The following is a 15,954-nucleotide window of genomic DNA, read 5'->3' on the forward strand; positions in this document are numbered from 1 at the left end:
GCTCTTTTGAGGCATTCGCCTCAACACGTTTTGGGGCAGAAACGAGTTAATCATGAATGACTGCTCATGGCACTTAGCCAAACTTCGGCAAAGAGCGAATAGCGGACATCAACGTTCACTTCAGCATTACCGAATACTGAACGGTTTTGAGCTAAAGTTTTTGCGCGGCACATGGAAAAGAACTGCGTAGAGTTTGGTGCCAGATGCAAGTCCATGCTAGGGATTTACTGCTGACTAAATAACTGATCCTAATTGTGATACACCTGCTTCAAGCCATGCTTGCCACCTGGGAACGGAGCCGCTGTGTCCATAAAGTGGTATACCTGCTCCAGTAAGTCATCCATGTTCTTACACTGATGGTTACGGGTTATCGTTTCATGCAACGCATGCCATAGCTTTTCAATTTTGTTGTGCCACGGGCTGTATACCGGTAAAAACAAGAGCTTGAACTTTGGGTTCTCATTCAGCCATTTCTGCGTTTTTTTGCTCTTATGGATGATGTAATTATCCACAATTAGCGTGATACTTTTCGCTCGCCGGTATTGCCCTTTCAGTTGCTCCAACAGCGCAATAAACAAATCACTGGTCTTGCGCTCACCACCAACATAACTGATTTGTCCTGTCTGGCTGTGCAGTGCCCCCGCCAGATAGTGTTTCTTATTCTGGCCGGGTGTAGCTACCTTACGCTGTTTACCTTTAAAGCCCCAGTCGGCACCAATCTTCGGATTCAGGTGGATATCCACCTCATCCTGATAAAACACCGGATGGTCCACGCTGCAATTTTCAAGTGCCTCCCGCATGGCTGCTAACTTAGCTTCTTTATCTGGGTCTTGGATATACAGCGTCGGTGCCGCACGACGCCAGACGATGCCGACTTGTGGCAACCACCGCCTGAGAGTTGAGCTATGAATAACGATACGGTAAAGCTTATGCAGTAGCAGTGCGAATAATTCACTACTCCAACGCGACCGCTGATAACCCAGTGTCCTGGGTACATGGTTCACCAACAGTTTTAAAACACCGCAGATAAAGCCTTTGGGCTGACTTGGTGGTCGCCCAGCACCCTTGGTTTTAAGGCCATCTATACCTGCTGCTTCATACCAGGTTACCCACCGGTTTACTGATGAACGGCCTGCTTGCAAAACACGGGCTACTTGCGACTTGGTTTCACCTTTTAGCACCAATAACACCGCATTTGCCCGGCGGCACAGGTCTTTATCTCGGGTTTTATGTACAATTTTCTTCAAGCGGCGGGTTTCTGCGCCGTATAAAAATGCTATTTTGTTCATACTCAATGCGGTTGTTGATTGGTTATGTTTGGCGACTGATCTGATCGCGCAAACCGCATTGAGTTCCCTTCCTCGGGTGATCTACTATTTGGAACAGCTATTTAGGATGCCAGCCCATACCTTTCTAATTCATATGTAACATTTTTTCTGTCGTACTGGCATCAAGATAACCAGAACTGAGCAAACAATCTCAAAGGTTGTACAAAATAACACTAAAGTTTTTTCATTAAGTTTTATTGTTATGCTCTTGTGGTGGCTTTCGCCACCACTTTATTAGTTTTCAAGTTCCACCATATCTTTCGCTGCAATGTCACCAGACACTAGCTTTACAGTTGCGAAATGATCATTCACAATTTTAGTAATTTGTACCGTTCCTACCTTTTCGATAGTGTAGGGATCTTCACCTTCACTCAATACTATTCTTTCATGGAATCTAATAACACTGTATTTTTGCCCAACCTCTGCGCCATGCTTAGCACCAATACAGATTAGAGTTCGATTATCAGAACTTTCTACTACCTGACCTCTCACCATGTATTTATGATAAAAAGTGGTATTGGAACAACCCACTAAATATAAACCGAATGTAAGCAATAAAAGAGCTTTTATATAGGGTGTTTTCATCACTGTTACCTCATTTGACTAACTAATTATCTATACACTTTTTTATGAATTCATTTGTTTTTCCGGCCAGCCCCCGAAGGTGCTTGATGACAACTCCAAGGCTTATGAACAGAGTTATCTTTGATGTTCTGATCAACAAATTTATAGTAACTTTCTTTAGTATGTGTCCACCAATCATTATGAACATCTGCGCCATACTTACGGATTACCTCCTCAATCCCATCAAGGCTTACGTTTGCGGCATCATAGGCAAGGTGTATTTCACCTTCTTTGATGTTGTAACTAACTTCATCTATACCAAAAAGCTGATCTATTTCTTTTACTAACTCGTCACAGCTTTCTTCTGTGACATTGCTAAGCTTTAGATTTCGAACAACTAAATTTTGCTCTCTAACGCCAACTCTATGATTTAAATCGCTCATAATTTTTCTCCTAATGTTTGTGTGAATGCTGTTGATTGCTATCTTTCATTTCTTCCATTTTGCGGTTCATCTGCGGCATCATGTTCCCCATCATTTCTAAATGATGTTCAGCCATCTTGATTTGTTGATGCATTGGCATTTCTTCCATGTTTTTATGCATGGATTGCATCATCTTCATCATTGAACGGTGATGTTCAACCATCATCTGCTGTTGCTTTTCAGGATCTTTTTCAGTTTTAATGACATGGACTTCCTTTTTCATTTCCATCATCTTTTTGTGCATTTCTCCCATGTTCTCATGTGGTATTGCCATGCCTTGATGCATATCAGCTTTGTTCGCACCTTCATGTTTATGCTCATTGTTTTGGGCAAATGAGCTAGTGGTTATCAGTAGTGAACTAATAAATAAAATTGATTTAGTTAACGTTTTCATGATTTTTACCTTCTACACTTTTATTAAAATTTGGGATCCAACTCGGTGTCGATTCCATATACCTGTGGTACTCCGAACCAAACTCAGCAATCGCTTGTGCTTCTTCGCGTTTCGCTAGCTCGACGTAAACAACGACTAAGATCGGAAACATCGCAAGTGTTGGAATTGTCGGCCACTGCAATAAAAAGCCGAACATGATTAGAATGAAAGCTACATACTGTGGGTGGCGACACCTTGCATACCATCCAGTTGTAGCCAATTGATGATGTTTTTGCGCGTGATGCAATACATTCCATGCTGAAGACAACATAAAGAAACCTGCAACAATAAACACCATACTCACTATATGAAATGGGTCCCAATGGGCATCACCTTGAAATCCAAAGAAAGTATGTAATAAATGCCCATTTTCATGCGCAAAGAAATTTACTTCTGGATAGGTCTCCGTCAGCCACCCCGACAGAAAATAGATAGTTAAAGGAAAGCCATACATTTCAGTAAATAGGGCAACAATAAAGGCAGAGAACGCGCTTAGACTTCTCCAATCAGTTGATGTTTTTGGTTTGACAAAACTAAAGGCAAAAAAGATAAAAATTGCTGAGTTCAGTATCACCATTGACCATAAGCCATAATCATATGTTTCATTCATCACTGCTCTCCTTTTTATGTGATTCCTTACGTGCCTTTTCTAACCCTTGTATGTAGCCATCGTGATAGGCTGCATTTTTATCCGTGAGTTCTTAAGAGCTCTCTTCCTTTTTTTCATCAGGCGCATGTGAATGATCGTGACCATGTTTACCATGACTGCCATGCATAAATACGTGCATCAAGGGGCATAGCAATAAAATCAAGTAGGGAAGAAATTGCAGCATATGTTGACCATGCTCAAGCACTAAGAAGTAGGTCACTGCGGCAATAAGTGCCAGTGCAGCCCAGCCTGTAGGTGTTGACCAAAAATTAGTGTGTTGATTTTTCATATTGCCCTCCTAAACGACTTTTAAGACACCGCGATACATTTGCATCTGACAGTGAAACTCATGCTCTCCCGGTGATAAGTTCAATAGGGTAATTTGAGTAATTTCATTTAATTTAAGCTGTTCGCTTATATCCAATGAAGGAATAAGCATTGTTTCAGCGCAGGGGGATTGATCTTTGCGCATAAACTTCAGAGTGACAGGTTGGCTAGCAGACACCTGAATTGAGGATGGGGAATACACACCATCCCTCACTTCAATGAGTACTTCATTACCTTGAACGATTGTTTTATTGGGTTTATATAGCCAAAACCACCAAACAATCAGCGCGATTAACATTAAGCCTAATAAGTTAATAACCATCATTGTGATTCTCCTTAATGCTCTTTTGCTTTAAAAAAGCGAAGTCGATTTGCATTTGACACTACAGTCAATGACGAAAACGCCATTGCAGCACCTGCAATTACAGGGCTAAGCAGAATGCCAAAGAAGGGATATAGAACCCCCGCAGCAAAAGGAATCCCGGCTACGTTATAGACAAACGCGCCAAACAAGTTTTGTTTGATATTTCGTAAAGTAGCTTTGCTTACCGCTATGGCATCAGCAAGGCCATGAAGTGAACCACGCATTAGGGTAATGTCAGCACTTTCGATAGCTACATCAGTCCCTGTGCCTATGGCGAAGCCAACATCGGCTAACGCTAGCGCAGGAGCATCGTTGATGCCATCTCCTGTCATACCAACAATTTCGCCGCCTTCTTGTAGCTCTTTCACCTTGTTGGCTTTATCTTCTGGCAGCACTTCAGCAAGAAACTCACTAATACCCACTTTTTTAGCTACGGCGGCAGCGGTTTCCTTGTTATCACCCGTTAACATGATGACGCGTATACCATTAGCCTGAAGCCGTTTGATAGCAGAGATTGAGTCTGACTTGATAGGATCTGCAACAGCAATGATTGCTGCAAGTTCACCATCTACAGCAAAGTACATAGGTGTTTTGGCTTCTTTGGCTAAAGACTGTGCTTGTTCAACAAAGCCTGTGAGGTCTATGCCTTTTAACTTCATTAGTTTATCGTTTCCGAAAAGCAGGGCTTTGTTGTTGCAGCTTGCTTCTACACCAAAACCCGTAATGGCGTTAAAGGCTTCAATTTTTAGTAACTCAATATCCTGATCTAACGCACTTTCAACAATCGCTTGCGCTAAAGGATGCTCTGAGCCGCTTTCTAAACTTGCTGCAAGCTGTAGTACGTCTTTTTCGTCAGTAGCTTTTGCTAAAATAATATCGGTTACCTTAGGTGCCCCTTCAGTAATAGTGCCCGTTTTATCTAAAATCATGGCAGTGATTTTAGAGGCGGTTTGCAGTGCCTCACCGTTGCGAATAAGCACTCCGGCTTCTGCTGCTTTTCCTACTCCCACCATGACAGACATGGGTGTTGCCAAGCCTAAAGCACACGGGCAGGCAATAATAAGCACAGTAGTTGCTGAAACGATGGCAAAAGCAATGGCTGGCTCAGGTCCAAAGTTAAGCCATGCTAGCGCACTTAACACAGAGGTAATCATCACGACAGGTACGAAAAAAGCTGAAATAACATCGGCCAAACGGCCAATCGGCGGTTTTGAATTTTGTGCTCGTTTCACCATATTGATGATCTGTGCAAGCGCCGTGTCTTTACCAACGCGTGTGGCTCTAAATAAAATCATGCCTGATTTGTTCAAAGTACCTGCGACAACCTCATCTTCTTCAGCTTTTTCAGCAGGCATAGGTTCGCCTGTCAGCATGGACTCATCAATAGAGGTGTGTCCTTCCAATACCACGCCATCGACGGGAATTTTTTCACCCGGTTTTACCTTCACAATATCGTTAAATAAAACCTGCTCAATACCTATCTGAACTTCTTTGTTGTCACGAACCACGGTTGCTGTTTTGGCTTGCAAGCCGATAAGACGTTTAATGGCCTCAGAGGTTTTACCTCTGGCTTTGATTTCTAATGCTAAACCTAAATCAATTAAGCCAATGATCATGGCGGTAGCTTCAAAATAAACATGCCGTGCCATCAATGGAACAGCGTCAGGTGCAAACACGACAACCATCGAATACAACCAAGCCGTGCCTGTTCCTAAAGCAATTAGGGTGTCCATATTGGCTGAATGATTTTTGAAGCTCTTCCATGCTCCTACATAGAAATGCTTGCCTGAAAAATACATAACACCAAAAGTTAAAATGCCTACAACCAACCAAGAAATTCGTTCAAGGTTTGTTTCAACCGTCATTTCTCCAACTACAATGCTGTAGATCATCAAAGGAACGCCGAGTGAAAGGGCAATAAACGTATCGCGCATTAGCTTCTTATAATATGCCCAATCAGCCGCCTCTTTCTCATCAAGCGCATCTGTTGCTGAGCTATCATCAATTGGCTTCGCGTTATACCCCACTGACTCAACAGCTTTGATCAATTCTTTTGTTTTAGCTGTCCCATAAACTGTTACTGTCCTATCAGCAAAATTCATTTCCGCACTGACGACTCCAAGAGTTGCCTTCAACGCCCCTTCAATTTTGCCTACACAGCTAGCACACCCAGCACCTTCAATGATAAGCTGTTGGTTATGTGATACTTTCTCCAACGTATTCTCCTTACTTTTACACGAAGAGGATTGAGCTTTTGCCTGACAGCAACAGCCTGATTCAGTTTTTATATTTGTGTTAGTAGCCACCCTTTTTCCTCCTATGCTTTTTTTATTTGCTCAAAGTTTTCGATGAGATGACAAACCATGTTTGCAGTCGGTGCTTTGTCTTCCATTTCTTCCCATCGAGAAAGCGCAGAAGACATTTTTCCTCGAAGTGCCAACATTGCTTGAAACTGCTTTTCTGTTTCTTCAAGCCGCTCTTTGATCAGGCTTCTGACTAATGGGCACGCACTTTTACCATCTTCAGATTCATTAATAATTTCCTTGATATCTGCAACAGAAAACCCAAGGTTTCTGGCACTTAAAATGAATTTAAGTCTCGATACTTCTTTATTCGAGTATGACTTGTAGCCGTTCACTGACTTAGCAGGTTTTAACAATCCCAATCGCGAGTAATAGCGCACCGTATCAGCAGTCGTTCCAAGGCTTTTTGCCAGCTCTGCAACTTTCATGTTCACTCCTTAGTTCTTCACCTAAGTTTGTAATCTCACCTACAGCTTAGACCTGTGTCTAAGACACAGGTCAAGTGATTATTCGTGATTAATAATGCAAAAGCTAAAAACTAATTTTTGGTAAAAAGAGGAATCTCGGCCAAAATCGACAGTATTAATTACTGTAAATGGCAATAACTTGAGCATTTTCATAATGCCTTTCCAAATATCGTACTAATCGTTCAAAACAATTGATTATTTAAATCAATGAATAAGTCATTCTATTTTTGATGGGAGTGGCGAAAAAAAGACGCACTGATCCTGTGATTAGCCAATAATTGGTGGACGATAAAGTAAGAGATGGATACCAGATTTTGGTAGGGGTGTACGCTGTAGAATTAGCTCAGAATGAATATTGCAAATACCTTCGTCTTGCGCTTCCACAAGATAGGCATTTAAATGAAAGCTTGTACAAAAACCGCCTTCACAACAAACACAATCACCAGCTTTACATTTTTCACAGTCTTCATCACCATGACGGTTTTTAGAATCTTGCGAATTTTCAGTGTGATAGTGACTATTGTCAATCATTGATTGATGATGCATATTTTTGCTTGGTTGTATAATATGCGTGTCGGATGAGCCATTATGATGCTCTTCACAATTCATTGGTTTAGCAATAGCAAAGCCATGCTGCGTAAGCAACACAGTTATTATTACTATTTTAAACCACCTGAAAAGTCCAAACATTATCATTCCTTCTTTAGCACCTACAATATTAGCCACTTTATAAAAATAATTTTATGATCTTGATCAACCTTTGAACTAAAACCTAAACTTTTTACTTTTTACTTTTTACTTTTTACTTTTTACTTTTTACTTTTTACTTTTTACTTTTTACTTTTTTAAACAGCTTAAACTTCACAAGTATAAAAGGGGTGTCTAATTTATACTCATGAGATTGAAGCCAAGCATGAGCACCATTAAAAGAAATAAAAACCCTACGCTCATAACTAGGTATTGAGTAAGGGATCATTTTTCCAATTGTTCAGCTTTAAGCGCAGTACTTTGCAACAATCGGTTCTATCCCGGGCACATCCAATTCCCGTTCATCAAAAGTGATAAAATGGCCTATTGTACGTCTTTCAATGGCGATGTTTTTTGCCTTTACTCTTTAACCTTAACCATTCGCCAACTTTACTTCTTAGCTGATATTCCACCTTGATAGGTATACACCAGACTGGCACCGACTGAAAACAAGAAGTAGCTTACTATTACTGCTCTTAGTTCTTTCCAAAAAAACTATTAGCTAGGCCTTTCCTAACATAACTAAAATGGTTTAAATCCCAAAAAACGAAAGCTACCATCAATATAGTTGCGGTAGCTCTCATCAAGTCAATATAGTATTTCTTCATATCAGAGCCAGAACTTGATACCTGCAACAAAAGCAGTATCACGAGTACTTTGCCCATTTAACTTCGCAAAGTCGGCTGTATTACCAAATTTATTTGTCCACTCAACGCCAACATAGGGAGCAAACTGGCGGGTAAACTCATAACGAACCCGAAAACCAATAGCACTGCTAGACAAGCCACTACCAAGGTTATTTTGGACGTCATCCTTACCGTAAAGCGTCAACTCTGCTCGTGGTTGAACAATTAACTTTTGAGTAAGTAATAGCTCATACTCAGCTTCGATCGAAAATGCACTATTACCTTGCTCTCCTAAATACGCAGTCATATCAATTTCAAACCAGTAGGGGGCTAGACCTTGTAAACCAAAAGCTAGCCATTTGCGGTTTTCACCTTCGTTATTGTAATCAAGTCGAATACCGACTTGTGTATCCCAATAAGCAGATATTGCGTGGCCCCATAGAAAATCTGTTTGGTTCTCCTCTAAATTACCTTCGCTAAAATCTCCTTCAGTTTTGATGACTAATCTATCAAAAGTAGTGCCATACCATGCCTGAAAGTCAAAAACACCTGCGTTTGTTTGCTCATTATATTCAAGACGATCCCCTAGTAGCGCGTAAAATGAATGCTCATCTGCCAAAGTCAGTCGTTTGTCGCTACTGAGTGCATAAGGGCCTTCAGTCAAAGTTGTACCTGCTGCATAAGCATGGGGGTCTCTAGCATCTTTAGGTGCATCTCCACCTTGTGCTTGCATTTTAGAATCACCCATCTCAGTCATCTCATCTTTTGCAGATACAGATACAGATACACTTATAAGGGGCAAACCTATTAATAATAGTCTTAACGTATTGGTTAGTATTAATTTTTTCATGATACAACTACCTCTCTAAACATACCTGCATCCATGTGGAATAATAAATGGCAATGCCATGCCCAGCGACCTACGTCATGAGGTGTTGTTAAAAAACTAATTCTTTGCGCTGGTTGTACAGGGATAGTATGGCGACGAACCTGTACATCACCTTTTTCATTCTCCAAATCGCTCCACATACCATGCAGGTGCATGGGATGTGTCATCATTGTATCGTTTTGTAAAATAACTCTTAAACGTTGATTATGCTTCATGTGAACTGGCGTGCTTTTTCCAAATTCCAAGCCATCAAATGACCAGCTATAACGCTCCATGTTTCCAGTTAAATGTAATTCAATTTCAGCCTCTGGCTCTTGCTGGTTTGTAATTCCCTCAAGAGAATGTAAATCTGCAAGTGTTAAAACACGGCGTCCATTTTTACGTAAACCTATACCGGGATCATCAAGGTTTGTTCTAGGCATATCAACACGCATATCAACAGAAGCTCCATACTCTGTTTTTGCATGACGCACTTTAGTGCTAGCAACAGCTAATGGGTTTTTAGTCATTCCATGTTTACTATGATCCATTGCCATCGCTCCATGACCCATTGCACTATGATCCATTTTATTAGAATTCATGCCCGACATACCTGCCGTATCAGCCATTGTAGAATGCACACTATCATGGGTCATATTGCCCATCATATCTGTCATCGTTAACCACTCAACGGGGTCTAAAGAAGGTACTGGTGCATCAACGTTAGGTGCCATTGATAAAGTACCTTTAGCATAACCTGAGCGATCCATGCTTTGTGCAAAAATCGTATATGCATCATTTTTTGGCTCGACAAGTACATCATAAGTTTCACCGGGACCAAATCTAAATTCATCTACTGTCACAGGTTCAACATTTTGTCCATCAGCTTGTACAACTGTTAACTTCAGCTCAGGTATTCTTACATCAAAAAACGTATTGCTAGAACCGTTAATAAATCTAAGCCTAACCTTTTCGCCAGCTTTAAACATTCCACGCCAGTTTGTCAAAGGCGCACAACCATTCATTAAAAAAGTCATTGCAGATGCTGATAAGTCTGCAAGATCTGTAGGGTTCATTCTCATTTTATTCCACATTTCCCGGCGTTGTAGCGCATTTGAAACGCTGCTATTTGAAATGTCATCAAAAAACTCTGGAACAGTAGGTTGATTAAAGTTAAATACATCGCCCTGTACTTTTAACTTGCGAAACAAATCCATTGGGTCATCATCAGTCCAATCAGACAATTGGATGACATGCTCATTGTCAGCACTAATAATATCCTTTTCTCTTGGCTCAATAATTAATGCGCCGTACATACCTGTCATTTCTTGAAAGCCACTGTGTGAGTGATACCAATATGTGCCGCTTTGTTGCAGCTTAAATTTATAAACAAAGGTTTCACCCGGCATTATACCTTTAAAGCTAATACCCGGTACGCCATCCATTTGATACGGAAGAATGATCCCATGCCAATGAATTGAACTCGGCACTGATAATTTATTAGTTACCCTGATAGTAACGTCATCACCTTCTCTGAGGCGCAAGGTAGGAGCTGGTATTGAGCCATTGATTGTTGTAGCCATTCTTACAACACCTGTGAAGTTTACGGGTGACTCATCTATCACTAAATCTATTACTTCTCCACTTAGTTCGGGCGCAGTACCTGTTGAAGTTCCAGCAATCAAAGATGAAGCTGCATGAAGAACACTTGGAAAAGCAGCTAATACACCGCCAGCAATTACACCTTGTACAAAGCGTCTACGTGGCGTAGAAACTTGATGTAATGGACTTTTAATTCTCATTTTGTACTCCGTTATTTAACCAATAAATTAATGTGACCAATGAATGTGCTTAATCTTCCATTCACCATTTTGTTTTTCCAGCACCATCGTTTCCATGCCTTGATAATCGCGTTCAACACCTTTATGAGTACCTGTAGTTTGACTACGCGACGCAGAGATAGCGGTATTTCCAAGTATCGTCACTTGATGTTCAAGTGTGTCGCTCTTCATCGCTGCTAAATACTTCATATCCGACAACATATGATGATGAGCATATTCATCAGCGCTCCTTTCAACGCGGCCTCCCTCGAAAATGGTGACATCATCCGCTAACTGCGCTCTAGCCTGTTTTTGATTGCCAGTTTCAAGTGCTTGATGAAATGCCAAAACAACTTTTGCGGCAGGGGTATCTATACCTTTAAACAAACCTTTGTCTTTGTTCTTATCACCATGAGCGTTTGCTGCGAAACTAAACGTCATTAATAAAACGAGTAATATATTTATTGTTTTCATTTTCATTCTCTCTTTTAGGTTTTAATTTGCAGGGCCAACAACACTAGTAAGCCCAGCCGTTACAGATAAAATGGCAAAAGCTACTACCATTTCTATCGAGATAGATTTAGATAAAGCCTCTCTGCCTTGACTATTTTTAAGTTGTGGAACGAGTATTAGTTTATGTTTAGCAGCAAGTGCCAAAATAGACACTACAAGGGCCAATTTAAACAACAGTGTTTGTCCGTAACTTGAGCTTATTAGTGCATCAAGACTTCCGACCAATTGAATCACGAGCCAGAGGCCTGCTACCAACAATAGGCTCAATGTAAAACTTGCTTGTTTGCCAAAGCTTTCCATCAGCAAATGAAGTTCTGCATAACTTAGCTGATGGCAAGCCTGTTTTAGTGGCAATAACGCCCCAAACCACCATGCCATAACGAGCACATGCAAAATAAGCAAGCCTTTTTCAATTGTGCCTAACTCAGAAATATGACCCAGTAACGTGAATGAGTATGCAAGGATTAATAAACTCAACATTAAAGCGCTTTGTTTTAAGTACGAGTTCACAGCGAGTTTGAACCTTAAAGCTAAAGCGATTATTGCGGTAACTAGCCCAAGCGCTCGAAGCAAAGCTCCAGTGCCGACAGAGGAGTCCCACATAATAGCCAATATATCAGCGTCTATCGCCCCCTGAATTCCCTCTTCTGCCATTGCACCAGTACTGGCAAAGAACCAAGTAATATTAGCGATCAAAGCCATAGCTATATAAGTTCTTGTCCACGTTAAATTCGCTATTACAGTATTAGTATGAGATTCATTATTCTCAAATATTTGCCTGAAAAATGTATAACCAGCAATACAGGCAAAGCCGACGTAAAATACAATTTTTGACAGTACAATGACTGTATTCCAGATATACATTTCCATATCAATCACACCGCCTATTTTAGTGAACCATAAAGCCGAAGCTATGTTTCATTTTATGACCATCGTTACCTAAGAAGGTTACATCCACAGCATAGTTTGCAGGAGCTAATTTAGGTAGTTTCCATGTAAATTTGCTAGTAGCGACTTTAGAAGGCTCGAATCCAAATTTAAATTCTTCGCCTTGTTTATTGGCCAATGAAACTTTTACAACACGTACCTCTTTGGTGAACACCAAAGTTAACTCTTCTGGAGGATTCATTAGCATTGCATTATCAGCAGGCACACTTTTTTCAAGATGCACATGCGCAAATACCGCACTACTAAAAACGACACTGATTACGGTTAAAAATTTAATTAGTTTTTTCATATTTACCTCTATTTTAGTTTATTGAAATTGCTATTTATGGTTTCTTAACTTCGCTAAGCATTACTTTTTAGCTCCGCCTTAGAAAGCTCCTTGTTAAAGGCGTTTAATTCTGGCTTTTTAACGATTGAGTAAATTACTGGGAGCACAATAAGAGTGAGTAGCACAGCACTTGTCATTCCGCCTACCATAGGTGCAGCAATACGACTCATAATCTCCGAACCTGTTCCTGTACCATATAAAATGGGCATCAAGCCGATAATGATTGTTGCAACTGTCATCATTACTGGACGAACTCGTAAGCCTGCACCGTGCAATAATGCATCTTGATATGCATCATCAGAGATAGGTTCAGCTCGCTCTTCAGCTTTTTCCTTAAGCTCAGCAAGTGCCTGATTGAGATAGACCAACATTATCACACCAATCTCAACCGCTACCCCAGCTAGAGCAATAAAGCCCACGCCAACAGCCACAGAGAAGTTAAACCCTTCCAGATACATCAACCATAAGCCACCAATCATCGCCATCGGCAAGGTAACGATAATGATAGCCACCTCACTAAACGCTCTGAAGTTTAAGTAAAGTAGAATAACAATAATGGCGAGTGTTAAAGGCAATACATAGGTGAGCTTTTCTTTCGCTCTTTCCATATATTCGTATTGCCCAGCCCAAGTAATTGAATAACCTGCTGGTAGTTTTAGATTATTAGCCAAGTGTATTTTTGCACTTTCAACATAAGTACCTACGTCAACACCGTCTATATCGATAAACGTCCAGCCATTTAAACGAGCATTTTCACTCTTAATCCCCGGCGGACCGTTCTCAACTCGAATATCTGCGACATCACCTAGTGCAATGCGTTGACCACTTGGTGTTACAACAGGTAATCGTGATAGCTGCTCAGGAGAGTCTCGATAGTCTTGCGGATAGCGTAAGTTAACAGGGTAACGCTCTTGACCTTCTACCGTTTGGGTAACGTTCATACCACCAATAGCTGTAGAAACCACTTGTTGAACATCTTCGATGTTTAACCCAAAGCGACTTGCCTTATCGCGTGAAATATCAACCTTGATATATCGTCCACCTGCAACTCGCTCTGAGTAAACTGATGCTGTGCCTGTAACTTCGGGTAAAATTTGCTCTATTTGTTGGCCGATTTCCTGAATCACATCAAGCTCTGGTCCGGCGACTTTAATACCCACAGGCGTTTTTATGCCTGTTGCTAACATGTCGATTCGGGTCTTGATTGGCATAACCCAAGCATTCGTTAAGCCCGGAAACTTAACCAATTTATCAAACTCAGCTTTTAACGATTCAGTAGTCACACCCTCTCGCCACTGCTCTTGTGGCTTCAATTGAATAAAGGTTTCAATCATGGTTAAAGGTGCAGGATCGGTTGCAGTTTCAGCTCTTCCTACTTTACCAAATACAGTTTCAACTTCTGGCACAGTGCGAATAAGCTTGTCTGTTTGCTGCAATAACTCCCTTGCTTTACCAATTGAAATACCGGGATAGGTAGTAGGCATATACATGAGATCGCCTTCATCCAATGGCGGAATGAATTCACTACCAATTTTATCGACAGGCCAAAAGCCAACGATAGTCACTAATATTGCTGCTACTATTGTCGATTTTGGAAACTTCATGACTTGCTTTAAAACAGGCATGTAGATAGCAATCAATAATCGGTTTAACGGGTTTTTCTTTTCAGAAACAACTTTGCCTCGAATAAAGTAGCCCATCAAAACAGGCACCAATGTGATCGCCAAACCTGCTGATGCCGCCATTGCATAGGTTTTTGTATAGGCGAGCGGAGAGAACATTCTTCCTTCTTGCGCTTCCAAGATAAATACAGGTAAGAATGAGACTGTAATGATCAGTAAGCTAAAAAATAGTGCAGGGCCTACTTCACTCGCAGCCTTAGCAACAATTTGCCAGCGATTTTCATCTGTTAGTGGTGTTTTCTCCATATGCTTGTGCATATTTTCAATCATCACTATTGCACCATCAGTCATCGCACCAATCGCAATAGCGATACCGCCTAAAGACATAATGTTGGCATTGATGCCTTGCATATACATGATAATGAACGACACCAAGATACCTAATGGCAGAGTAACAACTGCCACAATAGATGAGCGAAGATGAAATAGGAAAGCCACACAGACAATAGCAACGACTGCAAGCTCCTCTAGCAACTTGCTCCAAAGATTATCAACAGCACGATCTATTAACTTCGATCTGTCATAAACAGGGACAATCTCCACCCCCTCTGGTAGAGAAGATTTAAGCGATTCAAGTTTTTCTTTTACCCCGTTTATGGTTTGTTGAGCGTTTTCACCAAAGCGCATAACGACAACACCACCAACAACTTCGCCTTCACCATTAAGCTCTGCGATACCACGGCGCATTTGAGGCCCTAAATTAACGGTAGCAACATCACCAATACGCAATGGCGTGCCTTGTTCGTTAATACCAAGTGGGATTTTCTCTATATCACTAACTGATTGAATATACCCCGTTGCGGTAACCATATATTCAGCTTCAGCCATTTCCACAACGGATGCGCCAGTTTCTTTGTTCCCTTTTTGTAAGGCTATTTGTATTAAACTTAGAGGAATATCGTAAGCTCTCAATTTATCAGGATCTACTTGCACTTGATACTGCTTAACCATACCACCAACGGCGGCAACTTCGGACACGCCCGGAACAGTTTGTAGTTCATACTTTAAGAACCAGTCTTGAATGCTTCTTAATTGGCTTAGATCATGGTTTCCAGACTTATCTGTTAAAGCGTAAATGTATACCCAACCCACACCTGTTGCATCAGGTCCTAATTGAGGTTTTGCCGAATCAGGCAGGCTTGATGCTACTTGGCTTAAGTATTCAAGTACTCTGCTTCTAGCCCAATACAAATCAGTATCGTCATCAAAAATAATGTAGACGTAGGAATCACCAAAAAATGAGTAACCACGAACAGTTTGCGCCCCCGGCACTGATAACATCGCTGTAGTAAGAGGAAATGTCACTTGATCCTGCACTACTTGTGGTGCCTGTCCCGGATAGCTCGTCTTAATTATCACCTGCACATCAGAAAGATCGGGGAGTGCATCTACTGGTGTTTTTTGTAATGAATACAAACCACCAAACGCGATAATTAAGGTAATCAACAAAACAAAGAAACGATTGCCGATAGACCATCTAATAATTGATTCAATCATTATTTTTC

At 41.0% G+C, this 15,954-nt stretch carries 16 protein-coding genes; all 16 read right to left on the reverse strand.

Features of this window, described 5'->3' with window-relative positions:
- Nucleotides 1-248: 248 nt before the first annotated feature.
- The 16 genes from PAT01_RS15340 to PAT01_RS15420 all read right to left on the reverse strand — a co-directional run bounded on the left by PAT01_RS15340 (nucleotide 249) and on the right by PAT01_RS15420 (nucleotide 15,946).
- Nucleotides 249-1,289, reverse strand: a complete 1,041-nt coding sequence (locus tag PAT01_RS15340; RefSeq protein WP_010558023.1) for an IS630 family transposase — start codon at nucleotides 1,287-1,289, stop codon at nucleotides 249-251.
- Nucleotides 1,290-1,562: 273 nt separating this feature from the next.
- Nucleotides 1,563-1,913, reverse strand: coding sequence for a hypothetical protein (locus PAT01_RS15345; protein WP_024602002.1), 351 nt, complete (start codon nucleotides 1,911-1,913; stop codon nucleotides 1,563-1,565).
- A 50-nt stretch (nucleotides 1,914-1,963) separates the two neighbouring features.
- Entirely contained in the window at nucleotides 1,964-2,335 is a 372-nt protein-coding gene (locus PAT01_RS15350; RefSeq protein WP_008109666.1) for a heavy-metal-associated domain-containing protein, read from the reverse strand.
- A 10-nt stretch (nucleotides 2,336-2,345) separates the two neighbouring features.
- Complete coding sequence (locus tag PAT01_RS15355) at nucleotides 2,346-2,768, reverse strand: hypothetical protein (protein WP_004589270.1); 423 nt, start codon at nucleotides 2,766-2,768, stop codon at nucleotides 2,346-2,348.
- Nucleotides 2,752-3,417, reverse strand: a complete 666-nt coding sequence (locus PAT01_RS15360; RefSeq protein WP_004589269.1) for a methyltransferase family protein — start codon at nucleotides 3,415-3,417, stop codon at nucleotides 2,752-2,754. Before PAT01_RS15360 ends, PAT01_RS15355 begins: the two co-directional genes overlap by 17 nt.
- A 91-nt stretch (nucleotides 3,418-3,508) precedes the next feature.
- Nucleotides 3,509-3,745, reverse strand: coding sequence for a DUF2933 domain-containing protein (locus tag PAT01_RS15365; RefSeq protein ID WP_024605467.1), 237 nt, complete (start codon nucleotides 3,743-3,745; stop codon nucleotides 3,509-3,511).
- 9 nt (nucleotides 3,746-3,754) lie between these two features.
- On the reverse strand, nucleotides 3,755-4,108 hold the full coding sequence (locus PAT01_RS15370; protein ID WP_004589267.1) for a cupredoxin domain-containing protein: 354 nt from the start codon (nucleotides 4,106-4,108) through the stop codon (nucleotides 3,755-3,757).
- Between the two features lie 11 nt (nucleotides 4,109-4,119).
- Nucleotides 4,120-6,363 (reverse strand): heavy metal translocating P-type ATPase, encoded by a 2,244-nt coding sequence (locus PAT01_RS15375; protein WP_004589266.1) that lies wholly within the window; start codon nucleotides 6,361-6,363, stop codon nucleotides 4,120-4,122.
- A 101-nt stretch (nucleotides 6,364-6,464) separates the two neighbouring features.
- On the reverse strand, nucleotides 6,465-6,878 hold the full coding sequence (locus tag PAT01_RS15380) for a MerR family transcriptional regulator (RefSeq protein WP_004589265.1): 414 nt from the start codon (nucleotides 6,876-6,878) through the stop codon (nucleotides 6,465-6,467).
- 306 nt (nucleotides 6,879-7,184) lie between these two features.
- A complete protein-coding gene (locus tag PAT01_RS15385; protein ID WP_004589264.1) occupies nucleotides 7,185-7,607 on the reverse strand; it encodes a hypothetical protein in 423 nt (140 codons plus the stop codon).
- A gap of 666 nt (nucleotides 7,608-8,273) precedes the next feature.
- Nucleotides 8,274-9,140 carry a copper resistance protein B gene (locus PAT01_RS15395; RefSeq protein WP_028834968.1) on the reverse strand — a complete coding sequence of 289 codons (867 nt, stop codon included), beginning with the start codon at nucleotides 9,138-9,140 and terminating at the stop codon, nucleotides 8,274-8,276.
- Nucleotides 9,137-10,960 (reverse strand): copper resistance system multicopper oxidase, encoded by a 1,824-nt coding sequence (locus tag PAT01_RS15400; RefSeq protein WP_010558029.1) that lies wholly within the window; start codon nucleotides 10,958-10,960, stop codon nucleotides 9,137-9,139. Before PAT01_RS15400 ends, PAT01_RS15395 begins: the two co-directional genes overlap by 4 nt.
- 27 nt (nucleotides 10,961-10,987) lie before the next feature.
- Nucleotides 10,988-11,458: a YybH family protein gene (locus PAT01_RS15405; protein ID WP_008467847.1), complete on the reverse strand. Its 471-nt coding sequence runs from the start codon at nucleotides 11,456-11,458 to the stop codon at nucleotides 10,988-10,990.
- A 15-nt stretch (nucleotides 11,459-11,473) separates the two neighbouring features.
- A complete protein-coding gene (locus tag PAT01_RS15410; protein ID WP_028834969.1) occupies nucleotides 11,474-12,361 on the reverse strand; it encodes a copper resistance D family protein in 888 nt (295 codons plus the stop codon).
- Between the two features lie 19 nt (nucleotides 12,362-12,380).
- Entirely contained in the window at nucleotides 12,381-12,728 is a 348-nt protein-coding gene (locus tag PAT01_RS15415; protein WP_010558032.1) for a copper resistance CopC family protein, read from the reverse strand.
- A gap of 53 nt (nucleotides 12,729-12,781) precedes the next feature.
- A complete protein-coding gene (locus tag PAT01_RS15420; protein ID WP_008467841.1) occupies nucleotides 12,782-15,946 on the reverse strand; it encodes an efflux RND transporter permease subunit in 3,165 nt (1,054 codons plus the stop codon).
- Nucleotides 15,947-15,954 lie beyond the last annotated feature (8 nt).

The sequence above is a fragment of the Pseudoalteromonas atlantica genome (assembly GCA_007988745.1).
GTDB classification, from domain to species: domain Bacteria; phylum Pseudomonadota; class Gammaproteobacteria; order Enterobacterales; family Alteromonadaceae; genus Pseudoalteromonas; species Pseudoalteromonas atlantica.

Bases quoted from the DNA above. Each gene is read 5' to 3' on its own strand.
- PAT01_RS15410 (WP_028834969.1), bottom strand. From the start codon at position 12,361: ATGGAAATGTATATCTGGAATACAGTCATTGTACTGTCAAAAATTGTA.
- PAT01_RS15420 (WP_008467841.1), bottom strand. From the start codon at position 15,946: ATGATTGAATCAATTATTAGATGGTCTATCGGCAATCGTTTCTTTGTT.
- PAT01_RS15355 (WP_004589270.1), bottom strand. From the start codon at position 2,768: ATGAAAACGTTAACTAAATCAATTTTATTTATTAGTTCACTACTGATA.
- PAT01_RS15340 (WP_010558023.1), bottom strand. From the start codon at position 1,289: ATGAACAAAATAGCATTTTTATACGGCGCAGAAACCCGCCGCTTGAAG.
- PAT01_RS15415 (WP_010558032.1), bottom strand. From the start codon at position 12,728: ATGAAAAAACTAATTAAATTTTTAACCGTAATCAGTGTCGTTTTTAGT.
- PAT01_RS15400 (WP_010558029.1), bottom strand. From the start codon at position 10,960: ATGAGAATTAAAAGTCCATTACATCAAGTTTCTACGCCACGTAGACGC.
- PAT01_RS15350 (WP_008109666.1), bottom strand. From the start codon at position 2,335: ATGAGCGATTTAAATCATAGAGTTGGCGTTAGAGAGCAAAATTTAGTT.
- PAT01_RS15360 (WP_004589269.1), bottom strand. From the start codon at position 3,417: ATGAATGAAACATATGATTATGGCTTATGGTCAATGGTGATACTGAAC.
- PAT01_RS15405 (WP_008467847.1), bottom strand. From the start codon at position 11,458: ATGAAAATGAAAACAATAAATATATTACTCGTTTTATTAATGACGTTT.
- PAT01_RS15345 (WP_024602002.1), bottom strand. From the start codon at position 1,913: ATGAAAACACCCTATATAAAAGCTCTTTTATTGCTTACATTCGGTTTA.
- PAT01_RS15365 (WP_024605467.1), bottom strand. From the start codon at position 3,745: ATGAAAAATCAACACACTAATTTTTGGTCAACACCTACAGGCTGGGCT.
- PAT01_RS15380 (WP_004589265.1), bottom strand. From the start codon at position 6,878: ATGAAAGTTGCAGAGCTGGCAAAAAGCCTTGGAACGACTGCTGATACG.
- PAT01_RS15370 (WP_004589267.1), bottom strand. From the start codon at position 4,108: ATGATGGTTATTAACTTATTAGGCTTAATGTTAATCGCGCTGATTGTT.
- PAT01_RS15385 (WP_004589264.1), bottom strand. From the start codon at position 7,607: ATGTTTGGACTTTTCAGGTGGTTTAAAATAGTAATAATAACTGTGTTG.
- PAT01_RS15395 (WP_028834968.1), bottom strand. From the start codon at position 9,140: ATGAAAAAATTAATACTAACCAATACGTTAAGACTATTATTAATAGGT.